We start from the raw sequence: 20,258 nt of genomic DNA on the forward strand, positions 1-20,258 counted from the left end.
TTCGCCGAGCACGGATGAGCATTCGACAGCGTCATTTGGGGCGGGCATGTCAATTAATCGCGACACCCTCCAGGTCACTCCCGACCTGATCGACGCGTTCACGGAAATGGCACGTCGAAATCCCCACCGCCCAGCGGTGGTTCAGCAAGGACGCAGTATCGGTTACGGCCGGCTCGCGGAGCTGGCGAACACCCTGGCCACACGGCTGGGGCCGGACCCGGGCACGGTCGCCGTGCCGGCCATCCACACGGCCGAAACGGTGGTCGCACTTCTCGGCGTGCTGACCGCCGGGGGCGTGTATTGCCCCGTCGATCCGGCATTCCCGACGGTGCGCCGACAAGCCATGTCGGCGTCCGCGAACTGTCGGGTGCAGGTGGCCGGCCGGGACGCTCCTGCCACCCAACTCGACCTCCGATTAGTCGAGTTACCGACACTCCTGGAATTCCCCGGAGATCCGCCGGGCACCCGCCCGCCGGACCGCGCCGAATACGGCCCGGAACAACCGGCCTACATTCTCTTCACGTCGGGTTCGACCGGGCAGCCGAAACCCGTCGCCACCCCCCGCCGTGCCGCAGCGGCCACGGCCCACGCGCTGCGGGGGCTCTTCCGACTCACCCCCGACGACCGGGTGCTCCAGTTCGCCTCGCTCAACTGGGACACCTGCTTCGAGGAGATCCTCCCGGCGCTCACCGCGGGCGCCACCCTCGTCCTCGACCCCGACGCGCACAGCGGGTCCTTCCCGCGCTTCCTGCGGATGGTCGAGCGCGAGCGGATCACCGTCCTCGACCTGCCGACCGCCTTCTGGCACGAACTCGTCCACCACCTGGTCGACGGTGGCGACCGACTCCCGCCCTGCCTAAGCCTGTTGGTGATCGGTGGCGAGGCGGCCAACCCGGCCCGGCTGGCCGACTGGAGCCGGCTGGACACCGGGTGGATCCGACTGCTGAACACCTACGGCTGCACCGAGACCACCCAGATCACCCACGCCGTCGACCTCGCCGGCCCGCTCGCACCCGAGCGGCACTGGGACGGCACCGCCCCCGCACCGATCGGCCGCGCCCTGCCGCACGTCGTCGAACGCCTCGACGACAGCGGCGAGTTGCTGATCGGCGGGCCGGGCGTCGCGCTCGGCTACCTCGGCCTGCCCGAGGCGACGGCCGCCCGGTTCACCACCCTCGACGGCGAGCGGTACTTCCGCACCGGCGACCGGGTGAGCCGCGGCCCGGACGGATTGCTCACCCACCAGGGGCGCCTGGACGGCGAGTTGAAGGTCCGCGGGATCCGGGTCGACCCGGCCGAGATCGAGGCCCAGCTCACCGCGCACCCCGACGTCACCGCCGCGGCCGTCACCGGCACCACCGCGGCCGGCCGCACCACCCTGGTCGCGTACGTGGTGGCCCGCCGCCACGCCTCGGCCGAGGGCCTGGACGCCGCGCTGCTCTCCCACCTCAGGGCCCGGGTGCCCGGCCACCTGGTGCCCGGGCGGATCACCGTCGTCCCGCGGCTCGTCCACACCCCGAGCGGCAAGGTCGACCGGGCCGCCTGCCACCTCCGCTACGCCCACGACAGGTCGAAGGAGACCTCCGTTGAGCACTGACCTCACCACCACCGCCACACCAGAGGCCCTGGTGGCCGTCTTCCGCCGCGTCCTGGAACGCGAGGACGTGACGGCCGACTCGGACTTCTTCGAGCTCGGCGGCGACTCCCTGGTCGCCACCCGGGTCCTCAGCGCCGTCGCCCGCGACCACGGCGTGGAACTGACCTTCAAGGAGTTCCTGCAGGCCACCACCCCGGCCGGCCTCGCCCAGAGAATCACGGCCACCGGATGAGCGGGCGCACCGGCCCCTCCGCCGTCGTGGTCGGCGCCGGGATCGCCGGGCTCACCGCAGCCACCGGGCTGGCCGCGCGCGGGTACCGGGTGACCGTCCTGGAGGCCCGCGACCGGGTCGGCGGACGCACCCACGGCATCGAGGCCGCCCCCGGCGCCTGGGTCGACGCCGGCGCCGCCTACCTGGGCGACCGGCACACCGAACTGCTCGCCCTGATGGCCGAGCTGGGCCTCAAGACCACCCCGACCACGATGCTCGGCGCCAGCCGCTTCGCCCTCGACCCCGACCCGTCCGCCGACCCGGGCCGAGCCGCGACCCGGGACGGCCGGTTCCCGCCGCTCAACGCCGTCGCCCTCGGCGACCTGTTCGAGCAACTGGCCGAACTCACCGCCGCCGTCCACCCGGAGGCCCCCTGGCTGACCCCGGACGCCGAGCGACTGGACGCCCTCACCGCCGCCGACTGGGCCGAGCAGCAGCTCCGCCACCCGGACGCCCGGCTCTTCTTCCCGCTCTTCCTGGGCGAGATGACCGCCGCCGACCCGGCCGACGTCTCCGTCCTCCACCTCGCCTTCTACCTGCGCTCCGGCGGCGGGCTGCGCTACCTCAACGCCTTCGCCGGCGGGGCCCAGCAGGACCGCATCGCCGGCGGCGCCCACCAGGTGTGCGAACGGCTGGCCGAGCGGCTCGGCCCCCGGGTGCGGCTCGGCGAGCCCGTCCGGGCCGTCCACCAGGACGCCGACGCCGTCACCGTGCACACCGCGCACGGCAGCCACCGGGCGGACGTCGCCGTCCTCGCCCTGCCGCCGCTGCTCGCCGACGCGATCGACTTCCGCCCCGGACTGCCGGTGCCGCGGGCCGGCGACCGCACCGCACGCGGCTGCGCCGTCAAGGTGCACCTGGTCTACCCGGAGCCGGTCTGGCGCGACCACGGCCTCTCCGGCTGGTCGGTGAACGCCCGCGGGCCACTGCTCTCCACCGTCGACGACTCCCCCGCCGAGGGCCGGATCGGCGTACTGACCGGCTTCGTCACCGGCGCCGAGGCGCACCGCTTCGCCGCACTCACCGCCCGGCAGCAGCGCGCGGCGGCCGCCGAGCAGGCCGCCCAGCTCTTCCCGATGCTGCCCGAACCGATCGACTGCCACGTCACCGACTGGCTCAACGACCCCTACAGCAAGGGCTGTTACGCCGCCCTGCTGGGCCCCGGCGACTGGTCGCGGCTCGGCCCCACGCTGACCACCCCGCACGGGCGCGTGCACTGGGCCGGCACCGAGACCAGCACCGCCTACTTCGGGCTGATGGAGGGCGCGATCCGCTCCGCGTACCGCGTCGTCGCCGAGGTCCTCGCCCGCGGCTGACCGCACCGCACCGCCTCCTCCCCGCGCACCGCCCCTCCCCACGCACGACCCTCTCCCCACCCGGCGCCGGTTTCACGAGAACCCGCGCCCGGCACCCCACGTCCGGAGACCGCCATGAGCGACCAGAGTTCCATCGCCCCCCTCGCCGCCCGACAGCGGCTGATGACCGAACCCGCCCTCGGGGCCGGCAACTTCCTCGACCACGCGATCGCGGCCAACCCCAACCGCGCCGTGCCGTTCGCCTTCACCCACCGCACCGACCACCGCGGCGAGGTGGTGCTGCGCGGCCACAGCCTGCTCGACCTCGCCGCCCTGCGCGACCGCTACGCCGCCTGGTACCACGCCAACGGGGTGCGCCCCGGCGAGCCGGTGGCCATCGTGGTCGGCGAGGGTCTCGAACCGCTGCTGCACTTCCTGGCGCTGACCGCGCTCGGCGCCGTCCCCGCGCTGGTCAACGACGCCATGCGGCACGACGTGATGGTCCGCTACCTGGACCACGTCGGCGTGGTCGGCGTCGTCGCCGACGACCCCACCCGGCTGGCCGCCGCCTACCGCGAGGCCCCGCAGCGCCGCCCGCGCTTCGTCGCGCTCGCCGCCGAGGTGCAGGCCTTCGACGCCGCGTCCGCCGGGCTGCCCGCCGCGTACCCGTACCGGCACGCCGCGGACGACGTGGTGGCCCTCATCCACTCCTCGGGCACCACCGGCACGCCCAAGTCCACCATGCTGGCCCACCGCCAGTTCTGGGACGGCAAGCAGCCGCGCATGGAGCGCTTCCCCGCCGAGCCCTACGACCGGCTGATGTCACTGATGCCGCACACCCACGCCGGCGGTCTGAGCTACTTCCTCACCGCCACCCTGCTCGGCCTGCCCACCGTGGTCATGGCCGACTGGCGGCGCGCCGTCGTCGAGCCGGTGATGGAGGCCTTCCAGCCGACGATGGTCGCCTCCTTCCCGCGCACCTTCGTGGAACTCGCCACCGGCGAGCTCCCCGTCCGCGGCGCCGCCCGGGTGCACTCCTGGTTCAACACCGGCGACAGCGCGCACCACGGCCACATCCGGCGGCTGGTGACGCTCGGCGAGCGGCCCGCCGGACTGATCCGTCCCTGGCTGCTGCCGCAGGAGAAGGCCGAGCAACCCGCCCTGCCCGGCTCCCAGTTCGTCGACGGCCTCGGCTCCTCCGAGATGGGCATGGCGCTGTTCGGGCAGGTCACCACCCCGGAGAGCCCCCGCGACGACCGCTGCGTCGGCAGGCCGCTGGAGGTCGTCCTGAAGGCCGCCGTGCTCGACCAGGACGGCGCCGAGGTCCCCGACGGCACCGTCGGCATGCTCGGCGTCGTCACCCCCTCCCGGACCCCGGGCTACTGGAACGACCCGCGGCTGACCGGCAGCTTCGAGCTGGCCGGCTACTGGCTCACCGGCGACCTCGCCCGCCGTGACCCGGACGGCCGCTTCTACCACCTCGACCGCACGGTGGACGTCATCGACACCGCCGACGGCCCGGTGCACAGCCTGCCGATCGAGGAGGTGCTGCTCGCCGACTGCGCCGACCTGGTGCGGGACTGCTCCGTGATCGGCCTGCCCGGCGCCGCGGGCGAGGGCCAACGCCCCGTCGCCGTCGTCCAGTTGCAGGCCGAGGCGGCCGACGCCGACACCGAGCGGGTACGGACGGCGGCCAACGAGGCGCTGGCCGGGGCCGGACTGGCCGCACTCGCCGCCGTCCGGATCGCCCGCACCCCGGAGGACTTCCCGCTCGGGCCGACCGGCAAGGTGCTCAAGCGCGAACTGCGGACCCGCCTGGCCGGCCTGCTCACCGCCTCCGCCGGCCAGTAGCCGGCCATGGACCACCCCGAGATCCGCCAGCCGTACCAGTACACGCGCACGCCCCTGGTCGAACCGGACTGGCGGCGGCTGCCGGGCTGGCGCGACGTGACGGACGCCCAGTGGCGCGACCCGCAGTGGCAGCGCTCCCACTCGGTCAAGACGGCCCGCCAGCTGCGGGCCGTCACCGGCCCGCTGCTGACCGACCGGTTCTACGAGGAACTCGCCGCCGACCAGGCGCAGTTCGCCACCATGCCGATGCTGCTGCCACCGCAGATGCTGAACACCATGGCCCCGGACGCCCAGGACGCCCCGGCGGCCTACACCGAGGCGTTCCTGGCCGACCCGGTGCGCCGCTACATGCTGCCGGTGCGCGCCGACCGGCACCCGCGGTGGCCCAGCCACCCGCGGGCCGAGCGGGACTCCCTCCACGAGGCCGAGATGTGGGCCGTCGAGGGGCTGACGCACCGCTACCCCACCAAGGTGCTGGCCGAGCTGACCGCGACCTGCCCGCAGTACTGCGGGCAGTGCACCCGGATGGACCTGGTCGGCACCTCCACCCCGCAGGTCGCCAAGACCCGGCTGCTGCTGCGCCCCGCCGACCGGCAGGAGCAGATGCTCGACTACCTCAAGCGCACCCCGGCGGTGCGCGACGTCGTGGTCTCCGGCGGCGACCTCGCCAACGTCCCGTGGCCGCGCCTGGAGTCCTTCCTGCTGCGGCTGCTGGACCTCGGCTCCGTCCGGGACATCCGGCTCGCCAGCAAGGCCGTGGTCGGGCTGCCGCAGCACTGGCTGCAGCCCCGGGTGCTGGAGGGCGTGGCCCGGGTCGCCGACCTTGCCGCCCGCCGCGCCGTCAACCTCGCCGTGCACACCCACGCCAACCACGTGCGGTCCGTCACCCCGCTGGTCGCCGAGGCCGCCCGGGCGCTGCTGGACGCGGGCGTCCGGGACGTCCGCAACCAGGGCGTGCTGATGCGCGGCGTCAACGACACCCCGGAGGACCTGCTGGACCTCTGCTTCGCCCTGCAGGGCGAGGCGAACGTCCTGCCGTACTACTTCTACCTCTGCGACGTCATCCCCGGCGCGGAGCACTGGCGGACCCCGCTGCACCGGGCGCAGCACCTCCAGGAGGCGATCATGGGCTACCTGCCCGGCTACGCCACGCCACGCCTGGTCTGCGACGTCCCCGACGTCGGCAAGCGGTGGGTCCACCAGGCGGTCGCCTACGACCGCGAGCGCGGCATCTCGTACTGGACGAAGAACTACCGCACCAGCCTGGACGGCGACGACGGCCCGCAGGCCCCGCTCGACCGGCGCCACCCCTACTTCGACCCGGTGGACACCCTCCCCGAGGCCGGCCGCCGCTGGTGGTCCGGGCAGTCCGCCACACCGCGAGGAGCACGATGAGCACACCCGCCCCGGCCGGCGAACTGCGCCGCCTGTGCTGGATCTTCCCCGACCGGGAGTCCTCCCGGATGGCCGGGATGTGGCACGGCTTCTTCTGGGACCTGTACGCCGAGTGCGCCGCCGACCTCGGGCTGCGCTGGACCAGGCACGCCCCGGAGGCCGTCACGGTGGACGCCACCGGCCCCGGCCGGCCCCGGGTCTACGTCGACGACGAGCCGGTCACCCCCGAGGACACCCTGTTCATCACCGCGCTGTACTCGCTGCCGTACCAGTCGATGGACGTCTTCAACCAGTACGCGCTCTACGCGGTGCTCGAACAGGCCGGCTTCTACCTGCCGTTCCCGCCGCAGGTCTCGCTGATCGGCAACGACAAGCTGGCCACCCTGCTGTTCCTGGCGGGATCCCCCGTGCCGACCATCCCGACCGTGCGGATCGGCACCGGGCGCGACATCAGCAAGCACGTCTACGAGGTCGCGCTCGGGGGCATGACCTACCCGGCCATCGTCAAGCCGGCCGGCTGGTGCGGCGGCGGCGGAATCAACCTGGCCCGCGGCCCCGAGGACATCCGGGGCCTGGCCAGCCTCGCCCAGGGCGGCGACACCACCCTCGTCGTCCAGCCGTACCTCGGCGACGGCACCATCGACTACCGGGTCTACGTCGTCGACGGCCGGCCCCACGCGGTGATGAAGCGGACCCCGGAGGCCGGCTCGCCGGTCGCCAACGCCAGCCGCGGCGGCGCCATGGAGTTCCCGCCCGTGCCGCCCGAACTCGCCGCCGCCACCGCCTGGTTCGCCGAGCGGTTGCCGATCCCGTTCTTCTGCGTCGACTTCCTGTACGACGGCGAGCGGTACTGGTTCTCCGAACTCGAACCGGACGGCGTCATCGCCCCCGACTTCAGCGACCCGGAACGCACCCTCCAGCGCGACGTCACCCGCGCCCGCTTCACCGCCTACCGCGACGGCCACGCCAAGTGGCTCGCCGACGGCGCCCGCCCGCTGACCCTCGACCCGACCCACCGGACGGACCCCCGATGACCGCCTCCTTCTCCCTGCCCCCCGAGGCCGCCGAACCCCGGCTGGACGTCGCCCGGCGCACCCTGGAACGGCTGCGCGGCGTCCCCGCGCTGGCCGCCCGCTACGCCGCCCACGTCAACGTGCACACCCTGGAGCGGCTCGCGGCGCTGCCCCCGCTCGCCAAGGACGACCTCAACACCGCCCTCGCCCACCTGGAGCCGGCCGCCGAGCACTCCGCCACCTGGCTGTTCCAGAGCGGCGGCAGCACCGGCGCCCCCAAGGTCGGCTACGCGCCCACCGGCTTCTACATGGCCGGCGTGCACGCGCACTGGCAGCCGCTCGACCGCACCGACGTCTTCGCCAACGCCTGGGGCGCCGGCCGGATGTGGGGCGCGCACTACCTCGCCGCCGGGCTCGCCGACCTCTCGGGCTGCCGGATCATCGCGCTCGGCTCCGTCACCCGCGAGGAGTACGGCGACTGGCTGGCCTTCCTGGCGGACCGGGGGGTCACCGCGATCGGCGGCACGCCCAGCGTGCTGCGGCTCTGGTTCGCGCACGCCCGCGCCACCGGCGTCCGGCTCCCCTCGCTGCGCAAGGTGCTCTGGCTCGGCGAGGCCTGGCAGCCCCAGCTCGAGGAGGACCTCGCCGTGATGGCGCCGCAGGCCCGGCGCTGGGGGATGTTCGGCAGCACCGAGACCTGGGTGGTCGGCACCAACACCCCGGACTGCCCGGCCGACACCTTCCACCCGCTGCCCCACCAGCTGGTCCACGTGGACGCCGACGGCCTGCTCGACTTCACCACCCTCGATCCCGAGATGCTCAACCCGGTGCTGCGCTACCGCACCGGCGACGCGGGCGAGTTGACCGCCTGCCCGTGCGGCCGCCCGGGCCCGGCGATGCGGGTGCTGGGCCGGCGCGACAGCGTCGTCCAGGTCCGCGGCCTCGGGCTGGACGTGGACGAGCTGATCACCCGGGCCGAGCGCGAACCCGGCGTCGCCCGCGCCCAGGTGGTGCTCACCGAGCAGCGCGGCCGGGCCACCGGGGTGGACGTCCTGCTGCTCGCCGACGGGCCGGGCGCCGCGCCCGACGCCGAGCGGCTGCGCAAGGAACTGCTCGCCGCCACCTTCACGCTCAGCACCGCCTTCCAGCACGACCCGGAGTCCTTCCGGGTGCGCCCGGTGGACGCGCTGGTCAGCAACGGCCGCACCGGCAAGACCGCGGCCCTGGTCGTCCGGGAGGAGTCGTGACGGCGAAGGCCCCGGCGCCGCCGGGCCGGCCGGCGCCGCTCGGGCGGAGCTTCCAGCTGTTCTGGGCCGGGCAGACCGTCAGCCTGGTCGGCGACAAGGTCACGGTGTTCGTCGTCCCGACCCTGATGATCTTCGTGCTGCACGCCTCCGCCCTCCAGGTCGGCGTCGTCGCGATGGCCCAGTACCTCGGCATCCCGCTGCTCGGCCCGATCGCCGGCGTGCTGGTCGACCGCTGGGACAAGCGCCGGACGATGCTCGCCTGCGACCTGGTCCGGCTGCTCGCGGTCGCGGCGATCCCGCTCGCGTACGCGCTGGACGTGCTCTCCACCCCGCTGCTGTTCGGCTGCGTGGCGGTGATCAGCGGCGCGACCATCTTCTTCAACGTCGGCTACCTGGTCGCCGTCCCGGCCGTGGTGCCCGAGGACGGCATGGTCCGCGCCTACTCCCGGCTGGAGGGCAGCGGCTCGGTCGCCGAGGTCGCCGGGCCGTCCGTCGCGGCCGCCCTGTACGGCGCGCTCGGCGTCGGCGCCCTGCTCGTCGACGCGGCCAGCTACCTGGTCTCCGCGGTCTGCTTCCGCTCCATGCGCCCCTGGGGCGAGCGGACGGTCGAGGAGGGCTCCGTCCGGGAGCGGCTCACCAGGGGCTTCCGGCTCAACTGGGCCGACCCGGTGCTGCGCCGGATCGTCCTGTCCGCCGTCACGCTCAACTCGGGCGGACCGGTCTTCGTCACCGTCCTGCCCGTCCTCGCCTACCGGGGCCTCGGCGTCCAGGTCGGCGTGTTCGGCGCGGCCATGTCCGTCGCGGCACTCGGCGCGCTGGCCGGCGCGGTGGTCGCACCGCGGATCAGCCGGCGCTTCGGCCTCGGCCGGACGATGGCCTGGTCGCTGCTGCTGCACTGCCTGGTCGGCCTCGGCGTGCTGGCCGCGCCCGCGCTGCCGGCCGGCCCGGTGATCGCGGTCACCATGGGCTGCTACGGCTTCTTCATGTCCTGCATCAACGTGTGCAGCGCACCCGCCCGGCAGTCCCGGATGACCTCCCGCAACCAGGGCGTCATGCACGCCGCCTTCCGGACCGTCACCTGGGGCGTGATCCCGCTGGCCGCGCTGGTCGCCGGCCTGGCCGTCAGCCTGCTCACCGGGCCGCTGGGCATCCTGGACGCGGCCCGGGTGGTGATGGCCGGCGGCACCCTGCTGGCCGCCTGCTCCTTCCTCCCGGCGCTCGGCATCCAGCCGCTGCTCGACGCCGCCGCGCCCGCGCCCGCCCCGGCCGACGGAGCGGACGAGGCCGACGGGGCCGACGCGCTCGCGGAGAGCGCCCCGTGAGCGCGACCCCCGGCGGCGCAACCCCCGGCGGAGCGCCCGGACCGGACCGGCCGGACGGCGCCCGCGCCGACGGCCGGGTCCTGCTGATCACCGGGACGTCCTCCGGCATCGGCCTGGCCACCGCCGTCGCCGCGGCCCGCGCCGGGTACACCACGGTGGCGACCATGCGCGATCCCGGCCGCGCCGAGGCGCTGCGGGCGGCCGCCGACGCGGCCGGCGTCGCCGTGGAGGTGCGCCGGCTCGACGTCACCGACCCGGGCTCCGTCACCGACTGCCTGGAGGAGGTGCGCCGCACCCACGGACGGCTGGACGCCCTGGTCAACAACGCGGGCGTCGCCAACCACGACCCGACCCTGGAGATGTCCACCGACGCCGCCCTGCGGGCCAACCTGGAGGTCAACTTCTTCGGCGTGGCGACCGTCAGCCGGGCCGCGCTGCCGCTGCTGCGCTCCGCCGGGGGCCGGCTGGTCACCGTCGGCAGCGTGCACGGCGTCGTCGGCCAGCCCTTCAACGAGGCGTACTGCGCCGCCAAGTTCGCCGTCGAGGGGTTCCTGGAGGCGCTGGCCCCGGTCGCGGCCGCCCACGGCGTCCGGGTGTCCGTGGTGGTGCCCGGCTTCGTCCCGGACACCCGGTTCGGCATCTTCCCGGACGTCAACCGCGCCACCATCCGGGCCGCGTCCGGCCCGTACGCGCCCACCTTCGCCGGGTACCTGGAGTGGGTGGGCGGCCAGGGCTGGGAGTCGGCCGGCCAGCCGGCCCGGGAGGTCGCCGGAGTCGTGGTGCGCACCCTGCTCGCCGAACGGCCCCCCTTCCGGGTGCCCGCCAACCGCTGGGCCGCCAACTACCTGGCCGCCAAACTCGCCGACCCCGACGGCTCCGCCGTCCAGGACCTCGCCCGGACCTGGCTCGGGCAGCCCGAACACCCCTGCTGAGCAACGGAGTCCACCACCATGTCCGCCAAGCCCCTGCCCGATCTGATCGCCTTCGCCCGGGCGAACTCCCCGTTCTACGCGGAGCTCTACCGCGACCTGCCGGCCTCCCTCGACCGGCTCGACCAGCTCCCCGTCGTCGACCAGGCCGCGTTCTGGGCCGCCAACGCCTGGCCCGACAACCGCGTCCTGACCGGCCCGCTCAGCGACGCCGGCGTCTACAAGACCGGCGGCACCACCGGCGTCCCCAAGTTCTCGCCGTGGACGCGCGAGGAGCACGCCGACTCGGTCACCGCCTTCGGCGCCGGACTGGTCGGGGCCGGCCTGCGGCCCGGACACCGGGTGGCCAACCTGTTCATGGCCGGCGAGCTCTACGGCGGCTTCCTCTACATCGAGCACGCCCTGCACCACGCGCCGGTCGACAACGTCCGGCTGCCGGTCGGCGGCGCCGCCCCGGACGACTACGTCGCCGACCTGATCACCGGCTTCGGCGTCGACGTGCTCGCGGGCGAGCCGATGAAGCTCAGCGCCGTCGCCGACTGCCTGGTCCGGCGCGGGGAGGTCGCCGACCGCGTCGAACTGCTGCTGTTCGGCGGCGACCTGCTCTTCGCCGACCTGCGCCCGATCCTCTCCCGGGCCTTCCCCCGGGCCGCGGTCGCCTCGGTGGGCTACGCCTCCAACGACGCCGGGCTGGTCGGCGCGCCCGTGCCAGGCGACGACGTCCGGGTGCACGAGGCCTTCGCGCACCGCACCGTGGTGGAACTGGTCGACCAGGTCACCGGCGAGGCCATCACCACCCCCGGCACCCCCGGCCGGGTCGTGGTCACCAACCTGTTCCGCACCCTGATGCCGATCCTGCGCTACCCCACCGGCGACCGCGCCGAGTGGGTCGACGCCGACTGCCGGCGCTTCCGCCTGCTCGGCCGCTCCGCCGAGGGCGCCCGGGTCGGCACCGTCGCCATGCCGACCGAGGAGATCCGGTCCGTCCTGCTGGCCGCCGACCCGGACCGGCGGATCGCCGGAATGCAGCTCGTCCAGCGCCGCTGGGGCGGGCGCGACGGCCTGATCATCCGGCTCGGCCACACCGACCGGCCGGCCGCCGAGGAGCTCGCCGAGCTCGCCGACCGGCTCGTGGAGGCCGTCTACACCGCCCGCCCGCTCTACCCCGCCGAGGTCGCGCTGGGCAGCATCCACGACCTCACCGTGGAGTGGGTGCCGCGCTCGGAGCTGGTCACCAACCCGCGCACCGGCAAGCTCCAGCAGGTGCTGGACGAGCGGCCGCGGGCCTGAGACCGGGCGGGCCGGGCAGGGGGCTCGGCGGGGGGCCGCGGGCCGCTCAGCCGGTCTGCGGCCGGCCCCCGATCACCACGCTCTGCCCGCGGAACTCGGCGACCACCCCGCCGTCCGCCAGCCGCACCGTCACGTCGTAGACCCCGGAGCGCCCCGACCGCGAGCGCTCCACCGCCTCGGCCACCAGCTCGTCACCCGGCCGCGCCGGGGCCAGGAAGACCACCTGCGCCGCCTGGGCGACCGCCACCGGGCCGTGGCTGTTGCAGGCGAACGCGAACGCCGCGTCGGCCAGCAGGAAGAGGAAGCCGCCGTGCGCCGTGCCGTGCCCGTTCACCATCGTCGCGGACACCGTCATCCGCGCCACCGCCCGCCCGGCGGACACCTCGTCCAGGGCGATCCCCAGCATCCGGCAGGTCCCGTCGCGCTCGTACAGGGCGGCGATCGCGGGGTCGAGCATGGCGCGTGGTCCCTCCGTCGGCGGTGTCGCGGCCCAGCGTAGGGCACCGCCCCCGGACGCCGGACGGGGCCGCCGTCCGGGGGAACCCCGCCGCGCCGCACCGCCGTTCCCCGCCCCGCCGCGGCCCCGCGCCCTAGCCTGCTCGCGTTCCCCGAGCACGAGGACGGCCGATGGCCCACAAGTCACCCCTGACCGCCCCGCAGGACGCCGCCCCGGTGCCGTCGGCGCAGCCGCCGAGCGGGTCCGTGACGGCCCTGCGGATCGCGGCCGCCGTGGCCGGTGCGCTCCCCGCCGTGGTGCTGCGGCTGACCGGGGTGCACCCGGCCCCGGTGACGGGCATGGCGGTGTTCGGCCTCGGCGTGCTGTCGGCGGCGCTGCTGCTGATGTGGGCCGCGGAGACCGCCCGCGCGGACATCTCCGGGCCGCTCGCACTGGCCCTGCTGGCGTTCATCGCCGTGCTGCCCGAGTACGCGGTCGACCTCTACTTCGCGTACGCGGCGGGCACCCGTCCCGAGTACGCCGCCTACGCGGCCGCCAACATGACCGGCGCCAACCGTCTGCTGGTCGGCGTCGGCTGGCCGCTGGTCGCCCTCGCCGGCTACCTCGCCGCCCGGCGCCGCGGCGTCGAGCCCGGGATCACCCTGCGGGAGCACCGCCGGATCGACACCGGCTTCCTCGGCGTCGCCGCCCTGCTCGCCTTCGTGATGCCGCTGACCCGGCAGATCTCCTGGGTGCTGGCGGTCGTGCTGATCGCCTGGTACGCCACCTACCTGTTCCGGGTCGGCCGCTGCAGCGAGACCGACGAGGAGGAGCTCGTCGGCGTCCCGGCCCGGTTGGCCGCGCTCCCGCGGCGGCGCCGCCGGGCGACCACCGTCCTGGTCTTCGCGGTGGCCGCGGTCGTGGTCTTCGCCTGCGCCGAGCCGTTCGCCACCTCGCTCGTGGACGCCGGCGCCTCGCTCGGCGTCGACCGCTTCCTGCTGGTGCAGTGGCTGGCCCCGCTCGCCTCCGAGGCGCCCGAGCTGATCGTCGCGGTGGTCTTCGCCTGGCGGCTGCGCGGGGACGACGGCCTCGGCGCGCTGCTCTCCAGCAAGGTCAACCAGTGGACGCTGCTGATCGGCTGCCTCCCGCTCGCCTACCTGGCGGGCGGCGGCGGGGCCTCGCTGCCGCTCGTCGAACGCCAGGTGGACGAGGTGCTGCTGACCGCCGCGCAGACCGTCCTCGCCGTGGTCCTCCTGCTCGACCTGCGCTTCCGCCCGTGGAAGGCCGGGCTGCTCTTCGTGCTGTTCGCCGTCCAGTTCGCCCTCCCCGGCGAGTCCGCCCGGGCCGCGCTCAGCTGGGTGTACCTGGCGCTGGCCGTCCCGCTGCTGGTGGCCCGGCGGCGCCAGCTGCCGCCGACCGTCCGCGCCCTGGCCGGCCGGATCGAGGGCGACCCGCACTGACCGGGCGGGCTCAGGTGCCGGTGCCCAGCCGGGCCGGCGGCCGGGCGGCGCGGCGCAGCGGGGGCAGCCGGCGGCCGGTGACCAGTTCCGGGCGGATCCGGATCCGGACGGCGGCGGGTACGGCCCCGGCGACGGGGCGGACCTGGGCCCGGCCGAGGACGGTGACGCACCAGCCGGAGCCGTCCGGGCCGTCCAGTTCGTCGGCCTCGAAGGCGATGACGGCGTCGTCCACGGCGCGGGCCAGTTCGGAGCCGGCCGGGGCCGAGAGCAGGATCCCGCCGTCGCCCGGTTCCAGCCGGAAGTGCACCGGCAGCACCGCCGGGAGGGCGCCGACGGTGTAGACCACCCGGCCGACCAGCGCCCGGGCCAGCAGGCCCAGCGCCCGGTCGCGGTCCAGTTCCTGCGGGTCGTGATCGCGGTTCATGCCAGCGATGCTCGCCCGGGCCGGGGCCCGCCCGCGAGGGCCGATGGTCCCGCCCGTGGTCCCCGGTTCCCGGCCGCCGGGCGGGCCGTCAGAACCGCCCGGCACGCAGCGGGGAGTGCGGCGCGGCGGCCTGGGCCTGGCGCAGTTCGGTGGCGATCAGCGCCGCCTGGACGCGCCGTTCCACGCCCAGCTTGGCGAGCAGCCGCGACACGTGGTTCTTGACCGTCTTCTCGGCGAGGTAGAGCCGCTCGCCGATCTGCCGGTTGGTCAGGCCCTCCCCGATCAGGGCGAGCACCTCCTGCTCGCGCTGGGTCAGCGCCGGTCCGGCGGCGACGGGCGGCGCCGGTTCGGCGTCGCTGCGCAGGCGGTTCAGCAGCCGGGTGGCCGCACCGGGGTCGAGCATCGAGCGGCCGGAGGCGACGGTGCGGACGGCGGCGACCAGGTCGGTGCCGCTGATCTGCTTCAGCACGTAGCCGGCGGCGCCCGCCATCACGGCGTCCAGCAGGGCCTCCTCGTCGTCGAAGGAGGTCAGCATCAGGCAGGCGAGTCCGGGCATCCGGGAGCGCAGTTCGCGGCAGACCGACACCCCGTCACCGTCGCCCAGCCGGACGTCCAGCACCGCGACGTCGGGGCGCAGCGCGGGCACCCGAACGAGGGCCTGCTCGGCGGTGGCGGCCTCGCCGACCACCTCCAGGTCCGGCTCGCCGTCCAGCAGGTCGTGCACGCCGCGGCGCACCACCTCGTGGTCGTCCAGCAGGAACACCCGCACCGGAGCCGGTGCCCCGGCACCCGCCGTACTGGTCGCCATCACGCCGCTCCACCTTCGTCGAACCCCCGCGCACTCCCGGCGGGGCCCAGGGCATCATCGCCCACCGCGCGGCGGCGGGCACAGGGCCGAAGGGCCCCACCGCCCCGGCGCCTCGCCGCCCCCGCCGTCGGGCGCGGTCACCGGCGCCGGGCGCTGCCCAGACCGGCCAGCAGGAAGGCGAGCGCGACGCCCGCCCCGCTCGCCGCGGCCAGCCCCACCCGGGGCCCTAGCCCGCCGCCGGCGGACAGCAGCACGGCCGCCGCCCCCAGGGAGGCGACGGCCGCGCCGACGAGGAGCCAGCCGGCGAGGGCGGGGGCCGCCGGGCGCCGGGGGTGCGGCGCCGGAGCGGCGTCCAGCGCCGCCCAGCGCGCGACGCTCTCCCGCTGCTCGCCGTGCCGGTCCCAGCGGGCGCGCACCCGCAGCGCGGCGCCGCCGACCAGCCCGGCCAGGGCGGTCTGCGCGGCGGGGCGCCAGTCGGGGAGGACCAGCAGCAGCCCGCCGGCCAGGGCGAGGGCCGCCCACCACAGGACGCAGGCGGCCGCGGCGGTGCGGGTGGAGCGGGGGCGGTCGGGGCCGGCCTGCAGGTCGGCGATGGCGGGCAGGTACCAGACGCAGCCGCTGGCGGTGAGGGCGGCGGTGCCGATGGCGAGGACGGTGTGGTTCATGGGCCCGGCCTTCCGGTTCGCAGGGAGGGTGGGGCCGTCCCCGCCCGCCCGGGGGCAGCGGCGCGGGCGGGGACGGCGGTCGGGGGGCGGCCCGGTCAGTCGCCCTCGGGGCGGGCGCGCCGGGTCGCGCCGCGCGGCAGGTCGTACTTGGCCGGAGTGACGCCGGCCAGGTGCTTGGCCGGTTCGCCGGTGTTCTCCAGCACGTCCAGGGCCGCGATGTCGGGGTGGTGCAGGTCGAAGGCCGGGGACTCGGAGCGGATCCGCGGCAGGGTGACGAAGTTGTGCCGCGGCGGCGGGCAGGAGGTCGCCCACTCCAGCGAGCGGCCGTAGCCCCACGGGTCGTCCGCCTCGACGCGCTCCCCGTACTTGGCGGTCTTCCAGACGTTGTAGAGGAACGGCAGGATCGACAGGCCGAGCAGGAAGGAGCCGAGGGTGGAGACGGTGTTGAGCGTGGTGAAGCCGTCGGTGGAGAGGTAGTCCGCGTAGCGGCGGGGCATGCCCTCGGCGCCGAGCCAGTGCTGGACGAGGAAGGTGGAGTGGAAGCCGATGGTGAGGGTCCAGAAGGTGATCCGGCCGAGGCGTTCGTCGAGCATCCTGCCGGTCATCTTGGGCCACCAGAAGTGGAAGCCGGCGAACATCGCGTACACCACGGTGCCGAACAGCGTGTAGTGGAAGTGGGCGACGACGAAGTACGAGTCGGAGACGTGGAAGTCGATCGGCGGGGCGGCGAGCAGCACCCCGGTCAGGCCGCCGAACAGGAAGGTGACCAGGAAGCCGACCGTCCACAGCATCGGCGTCTCGAAGCTCAGCGAGCCCTTCCACATGGTCCCGACCCAGTTGAAGAACTTCACCCCGGTCGGGACGGCGATCAGGAAGGTCATGAAGGAGAAGAACGGCAGCAGAACCTGCCCGGTGACGTACATGTGGTGCGCCCACACCGTCACCGACAGGCCCGCGATGGCGACGGTGGCGGCGATCAGGCCCGCGTAGCCGAACATCGGCTTGCGGCTGAAGACCGGGATGACCTCGGAGACGATGCCGAAGAAGGGCAGCGCCAGGATGTACACCTCGGGGTGGCCGAAGAACCAGAAGAGGTGCTGCCAGAGCATCGCCCCGCCGTTGGCGGGGTCGAAGACGTGCGCGCCGAACTTGCGGTCCGCCTCCAGGGCGAGCAGCGCGGCGGCGAGCACCGGGAAGACCAGCAGCACCAGCAGCGAGGTGAGCAGCACGTTCCAGCAGAAGATGGACATCCGGAACATCGTCATGCCGGGGGCCCGCATGCAGATGATCGTGGTGATGAAGTTGACGGCGCCGAAGATGCTGCCGAAGCCGGAGAGCGTCACGCCCATGATCCACATGTCGGCGCCGACACCGGGCGAGTGCACGGCGTCGGACAGCGGCGCGTAGAGGAACCAGCCGAAGTCCGCGGCGCCCTGCGGGGTGGCGAAGCCGGCCGCGGCGATCAGCGAGCCGAACACGAACAGCCAGAAGGAGAGCATGTTCAGCCGGGGGAAGGCGACGTCCGGGGCGCCGATCTGCAGCGGCATGATCCAGTTGGCGAAGCCGGTGAACAGCGGCATCGCGAAGAGCAGCAGCATCACCGAACCGTGCATGGTGAAGGCCTGGTTGAACTGTTCGTTGGAGAGGATCTGGGTGCCCGGGCGGGCGAGTTCGGCGCGCATCACCAGCGCCAGGACGCCGCCGATCAGGAAGAACGCGAACGCCGACACCAGGTACATGGAGCCGATCGTCTTGTGGTCGGTGGTGGTCAGCAGCCTGACCACCGCCGAGCCGGGCCGTTTCGGCCGGACTCCCGTCGACGGTACGGCGGTTGACGGTGGCATGGGGTCGCCCTGTGCCTGGGTGGCGCTCAAGGACGCACTCCTTCGGAACCTCGTGCGAATGGGTGGCGATCCATGATCGGAACGCACCGGCCCGGCGCCCCAGGGCCGTTCGGCCCGCGCACCCGGGGCCGCTCGACCCGCGTTCCGGCCCCCGGACCGGGACCTCCGGTGGCCCCGGCCACTGCCCCGGGCCCCTCGGAGGCCGCTCGCCACGGCGACGAGCCCCGCTGGAGAACCGCCGGAGCCGACCCGGCACCCGCACCCCCGGAACGCCCGCCGCACCGGCCGGCGCCCGCCCCCGGCCGGCCGCCGCGCACCGGGCCCGCCGCCCGCCCGCACCCCTCCCCAGCTGCCCGGACACCGCCCGGCCGGGCACCGGGCGCCCCCGGCCGCACCGCCGCCCGGGCGCCCGGCCCGTGTGGGCCCGGTGTGGGAACCCCGCCGATTCCGTGCCCTACAGCTCGGGTCGGCCGTCCCGTAGCCTGCGCCCACGCCGCACCACCACCGGTCACGCCCCCGCACGCCCCCGCCCACGCCCCCGGAGGTACGCCGATGCCCCTGGCCCAGCCCGCCGCCCCCGCCCGGGTCCGCTTCACCGTGCTCGGCCCGCTGACCGGCACCGCGGACGGCCGCCCGCTCGCCCTCGGGCCGCTCAAGCAGCGGCTGGTGCTGGCCGTCCTGCTGACCCGGGCCAACACCTCCGTCCCCGTCGACCTGCTCACCGACGCGCTCTGGCCCGAGGAGCCGCCGCGCACCGCCCGCAAGAACCTCCAGGTGTACGTCTGCGCCCTGCGCACCCTGCTCGGACGCGGCGCGGAGCCCGACCGGCTGGTCCACACCGCGGGCGGCTACCAGCTGCGCGTCGCCGAACCCGAGCTCGACCTCCTGCAGTTCCGCGCCCTCGCCCGGGCCGGCCGGGCCGCCGCCGACGGCGGCGCGCTCGCACCCGCCGCCCGGCTGCTGCGCCAGGCCCTGGACCTGTGGCAGGGGCCGCCGCTCGCCGACCTGCGCTGCTCGCCCGCCGTCGAGGCCGAGGCCGACCGGCTGGAGGGCCGCTGCCTCGGCGTCCACGAGGACTGGGCGGAGGCCGAGCTGGAACTCGGCAACGCCATCGCCGTGGCCGAGGAGCTCGCCGAACTCGCCGACCGCCACCCGCTGCGCGAACGCCTCCAGGCCGCCCGGATGAACGCCCTGCACCGGTCCGGCCGGCAGGCCGAGGCGCTCGCCGTCTACGACACCCACCGCCAGCTACTCGCCCGCGAGTTGGGCCTGGAGCCGAGCGCCGCACTGACCGCCCGCTACCGCCGGCTGCTCGCCCACGGGCCGGCCCGGCCCGGCGCCGACCGCCCGGCCCGGCCCACCGGCTCCGGCGGCGCCCTGCTGCCCGCCGACACCGCCGACTTCACCGGGAGATCCGCCGAACTGCGCGACCTGATCGACGAGTCGGGCGGGAGCGGGCGGGTCACGGTGCTCTCCGGACCGGCCGGCATCGGCAAGACCGCGCTCGCCGTCCACGCCGGCCACCTGCTCGCCGAACGCTTCCCGGACGGCCGGCTGCTGGTGCGGCTGCGCACCGAGGACGGCTCCCCGCGCCCGCTCGCCGATCTCCTCGCCGAACTCGCCTCCCTCACCGGCCGGTCGGGCCCGTTCCCGGCCGATCCCGGCCAGGCCGCCGCGCTCTGGCGCGCCTCCCTGGCCGGGCGCCGGATGCTGCTGATCCTCGACGACGCCCCCGGCGAGGCCCTGGTCCGCGAACTGCTGCCCGGCCACGGCCCCAGTGCCGTCCTCGTCACCTCCCGCAGCCAGCTCGCCGGGCTGGCCTCGGTGCACCGGGTCACCGTCCCGCCCTTCGCCCCCGGCGAGGCCCTCGACCTGCTCGGCCGCATCGTCGGCACCGGCCGGATCGGCACCGACCGGGCCGCCGCCGCCCGCGTCGTCGAGGCCTGCGGGCTGCTGCCGCTCGCCGTCCGGGTCGCCGGGACCCGCCTGGCGGTGCTGCGCCACCTCCCGCTCGCCGAGTTCGCGGCCCGGCTCGCCGACCCGGCCGGCGCCCTGGACGAACTCGTCGCCGGGGACGTCACCGTCCGCGCCCGCCTCGACTCCGGCTGGCGCGACCTCGGCGGTCAGGGCCGCCTCGCCCTCGCCCGCCTCGCCGCCCTCCCGCTCGCCCTGCTGTTCACCCTCCCGGAGGCCGCCGCCGCCCTCGGCCGCCCCGAGCGGCTCGCGCTGCGCACCCTGGAGGCGCTCACCGACACCGGAGCCGTCACCTGCCCGACCGCCGAGGTCACCGCCCACGCCGCCCTGTACGCGCTGCCCCGGCTCACCCATCTGCACGCCCGGGAGCACGCGGGCGTGCCGGCCGACGGCCTGGGCTGAGCCCCGGCGGGCGAGGGCGGGCCTCCCCGGTCGGG

At 75.3% G+C, this 20,258-nt stretch carries 17 protein-coding genes; 12 read left to right on the top strand and 5 right to left on the bottom strand.

The annotated features are described in order from the left end of the window. Nucleotides 1–106: 106 nt before the first annotated feature. The 10 genes from ACFYUY_RS30150 (at nt 107) to ACFYUY_RS30195 (ending at nt 12,210) form a co-directional block, all read left to right on the top strand. Nucleotides 107–1,597 (top strand): AMP-binding protein, encoded by a 1,491-nt coding sequence (locus ACFYUY_RS30150; protein ID WP_387905423.1) that lies wholly within the window; start codon nt 107–109, stop codon nt 1,595–1,597. Beyond that, a complete protein-coding gene (locus tag ACFYUY_RS30155; RefSeq protein ID WP_387905306.1) occupies nt 1,587–1,829 on the top strand; it encodes a phosphopantetheine-binding protein in 243 nt (80 codons plus the stop codon). Before ACFYUY_RS30150 ends, ACFYUY_RS30155 begins: the two co-directional genes overlap by 11 nt. Beyond that, complete coding sequence (locus ACFYUY_RS30160) at nt 1,826–3,184, top strand: flavin monoamine oxidase family protein (protein WP_387905309.1); 1,359 nt, start codon at nt 1,826–1,828, stop codon at nt 3,182–3,184. The genes ACFYUY_RS30155 and ACFYUY_RS30160 overlap by 4 nt, the downstream gene beginning before the upstream one ends. Before the next feature lie 114 nt (nt 3,185–3,298). Next, the gene (locus ACFYUY_RS30165; RefSeq protein ID WP_360210374.1) at nt 3,299–5,014 is read left to right on the top strand and encodes a class I adenylate-forming enzyme family protein; all 1,716 of its coding nucleotides are present in this window, start codon (nt 3,299–3,301) and stop codon (nt 5,012–5,014) included. A 6-nt stretch (nt 5,015–5,020) separates the two neighbouring features. Further along, on the top strand, nt 5,021–6,409 hold the full coding sequence (locus ACFYUY_RS30170) for a KamA family radical SAM protein (protein ID WP_387905312.1): 1,389 nt from the start codon (nt 5,021–5,023) through the stop codon (nt 6,407–6,409). Continuing rightward, nucleotides 6,406–7,443, top strand: a complete 1,038-nt coding sequence (locus ACFYUY_RS30175; protein WP_360210370.1) for a hypothetical protein — start codon at nt 6,406–6,408, stop codon at nt 7,441–7,443. The genes ACFYUY_RS30170 and ACFYUY_RS30175 overlap by 4 nt, the downstream gene beginning before the upstream one ends. Beyond that, nucleotides 7,440–8,669: a phenylacetate--CoA ligase family protein gene (locus ACFYUY_RS30180; RefSeq protein WP_387905315.1), complete on the top strand. Its 1,230-nt coding sequence runs from the start codon at nt 7,440–7,442 to the stop codon at nt 8,667–8,669. Before ACFYUY_RS30175 ends, ACFYUY_RS30180 begins: the two co-directional genes overlap by 4 nt. Then, nucleotides 8,666–9,991, top strand: coding sequence for an MFS transporter (locus ACFYUY_RS30185; RefSeq protein ID WP_387905318.1), 1,326 nt, complete (start codon nt 8,666–8,668; stop codon nt 9,989–9,991). The genes ACFYUY_RS30180 and ACFYUY_RS30185 overlap by 4 nt, the downstream gene beginning before the upstream one ends. Beyond that, on the top strand, nt 9,988–10,923 hold the full coding sequence (locus ACFYUY_RS30190; RefSeq protein WP_387905320.1) for an SDR family NAD(P)-dependent oxidoreductase: 936 nt from the start codon (nt 9,988–9,990) through the stop codon (nt 10,921–10,923). Before ACFYUY_RS30185 ends, ACFYUY_RS30190 begins: the two co-directional genes overlap by 4 nt. A gap of 18 nt (nt 10,924–10,941) precedes the next feature. After that, nucleotides 10,942–12,210 carry a phenylacetate--CoA ligase family protein gene (locus ACFYUY_RS30195; RefSeq protein ID WP_360210362.1) on the top strand — a complete coding sequence of 423 codons (1,269 nt, stop codon included), beginning with the start codon at nt 10,942–10,944 and terminating at the stop codon, nt 12,208–12,210. Between the two features lie 46 nt (nt 12,211–12,256). Here ACFYUY_RS30195 and paaI read toward each other — a convergent pair whose 3' ends face one another. Further along, nucleotides 12,257–12,667 carry a hydroxyphenylacetyl-CoA thioesterase PaaI gene (paaI, locus tag ACFYUY_RS30200; RefSeq protein ID WP_387905323.1) on the bottom strand — a complete coding sequence of 137 codons (411 nt, stop codon included), beginning with the start codon at nt 12,665–12,667 and terminating at the stop codon, nt 12,257–12,259. Nucleotides 12,668–12,837: 170 nt separating this feature from the next. On the opposite strand from paaI, the gene ACFYUY_RS30205 reads away from it, so the two are divergent. Further along, nucleotides 12,838–14,106: a hypothetical protein gene (locus ACFYUY_RS30205; RefSeq protein ID WP_360210360.1), complete on the top strand. Its 1,269-nt coding sequence runs from the start codon at nt 12,838–12,840 to the stop codon at nt 14,104–14,106. Nucleotides 14,107–14,116: 10 nt separating this feature from the next. Here ACFYUY_RS30205 and ACFYUY_RS30210 read toward each other — a convergent pair whose 3' ends face one another. From ACFYUY_RS30210 to ctaD, 4 genes are all read right to left on the bottom strand, one after another. Beyond that, the gene (locus ACFYUY_RS30210; protein ID WP_387905325.1) at nt 14,117–14,530 is read right to left on the bottom strand and encodes a pyridoxamine 5'-phosphate oxidase family protein; all 414 of its coding nucleotides are present in this window, start codon (nt 14,528–14,530) and stop codon (nt 14,117–14,119) included. An 88-nt stretch (nt 14,531–14,618) separates the two neighbouring features. Next, nucleotides 14,619–15,338, bottom strand: coding sequence for a response regulator transcription factor (locus tag ACFYUY_RS30215; protein ID WP_360210356.1), 720 nt, complete (start codon nt 15,336–15,338; stop codon nt 14,619–14,621). Nucleotides 15,339–15,475: 137 nt separating this feature from the next. Next, the gene (locus ACFYUY_RS30220) at nt 15,476–16,003 is read right to left on the bottom strand and encodes a hypothetical protein (protein WP_360210354.1); all 528 of its coding nucleotides are present in this window, start codon (nt 16,001–16,003) and stop codon (nt 15,476–15,478) included. A 95-nt stretch (nt 16,004–16,098) separates the two neighbouring features. After that, nucleotides 16,099–17,847, bottom strand: coding sequence for a cytochrome c oxidase subunit I (gene ctaD / locus ACFYUY_RS30225; RefSeq protein WP_387905426.1), 1,749 nt, complete (start codon nt 17,845–17,847; stop codon nt 16,099–16,101). A gap of 552 nt (nt 17,848–18,399) precedes the next feature. Between ctaD and ACFYUY_RS30230 the strand changes: the two genes are divergently transcribed. Continuing rightward, a complete protein-coding gene (locus tag ACFYUY_RS30230; protein WP_360210352.1) occupies nt 18,400–20,223 on the top strand; it encodes a BTAD domain-containing putative transcriptional regulator in 1,824 nt (607 codons plus the stop codon). Nucleotides 20,224–20,258: the final 35 nt, after the last annotated feature.

The sequence above is a fragment of the Kitasatospora sp. NPDC004745 genome (assembly GCF_042873275.1).
Taxonomy (GTDB): Bacteria; Actinomycetota; Actinomycetes; order Streptomycetales; family Streptomycetaceae; genus Kitasatospora.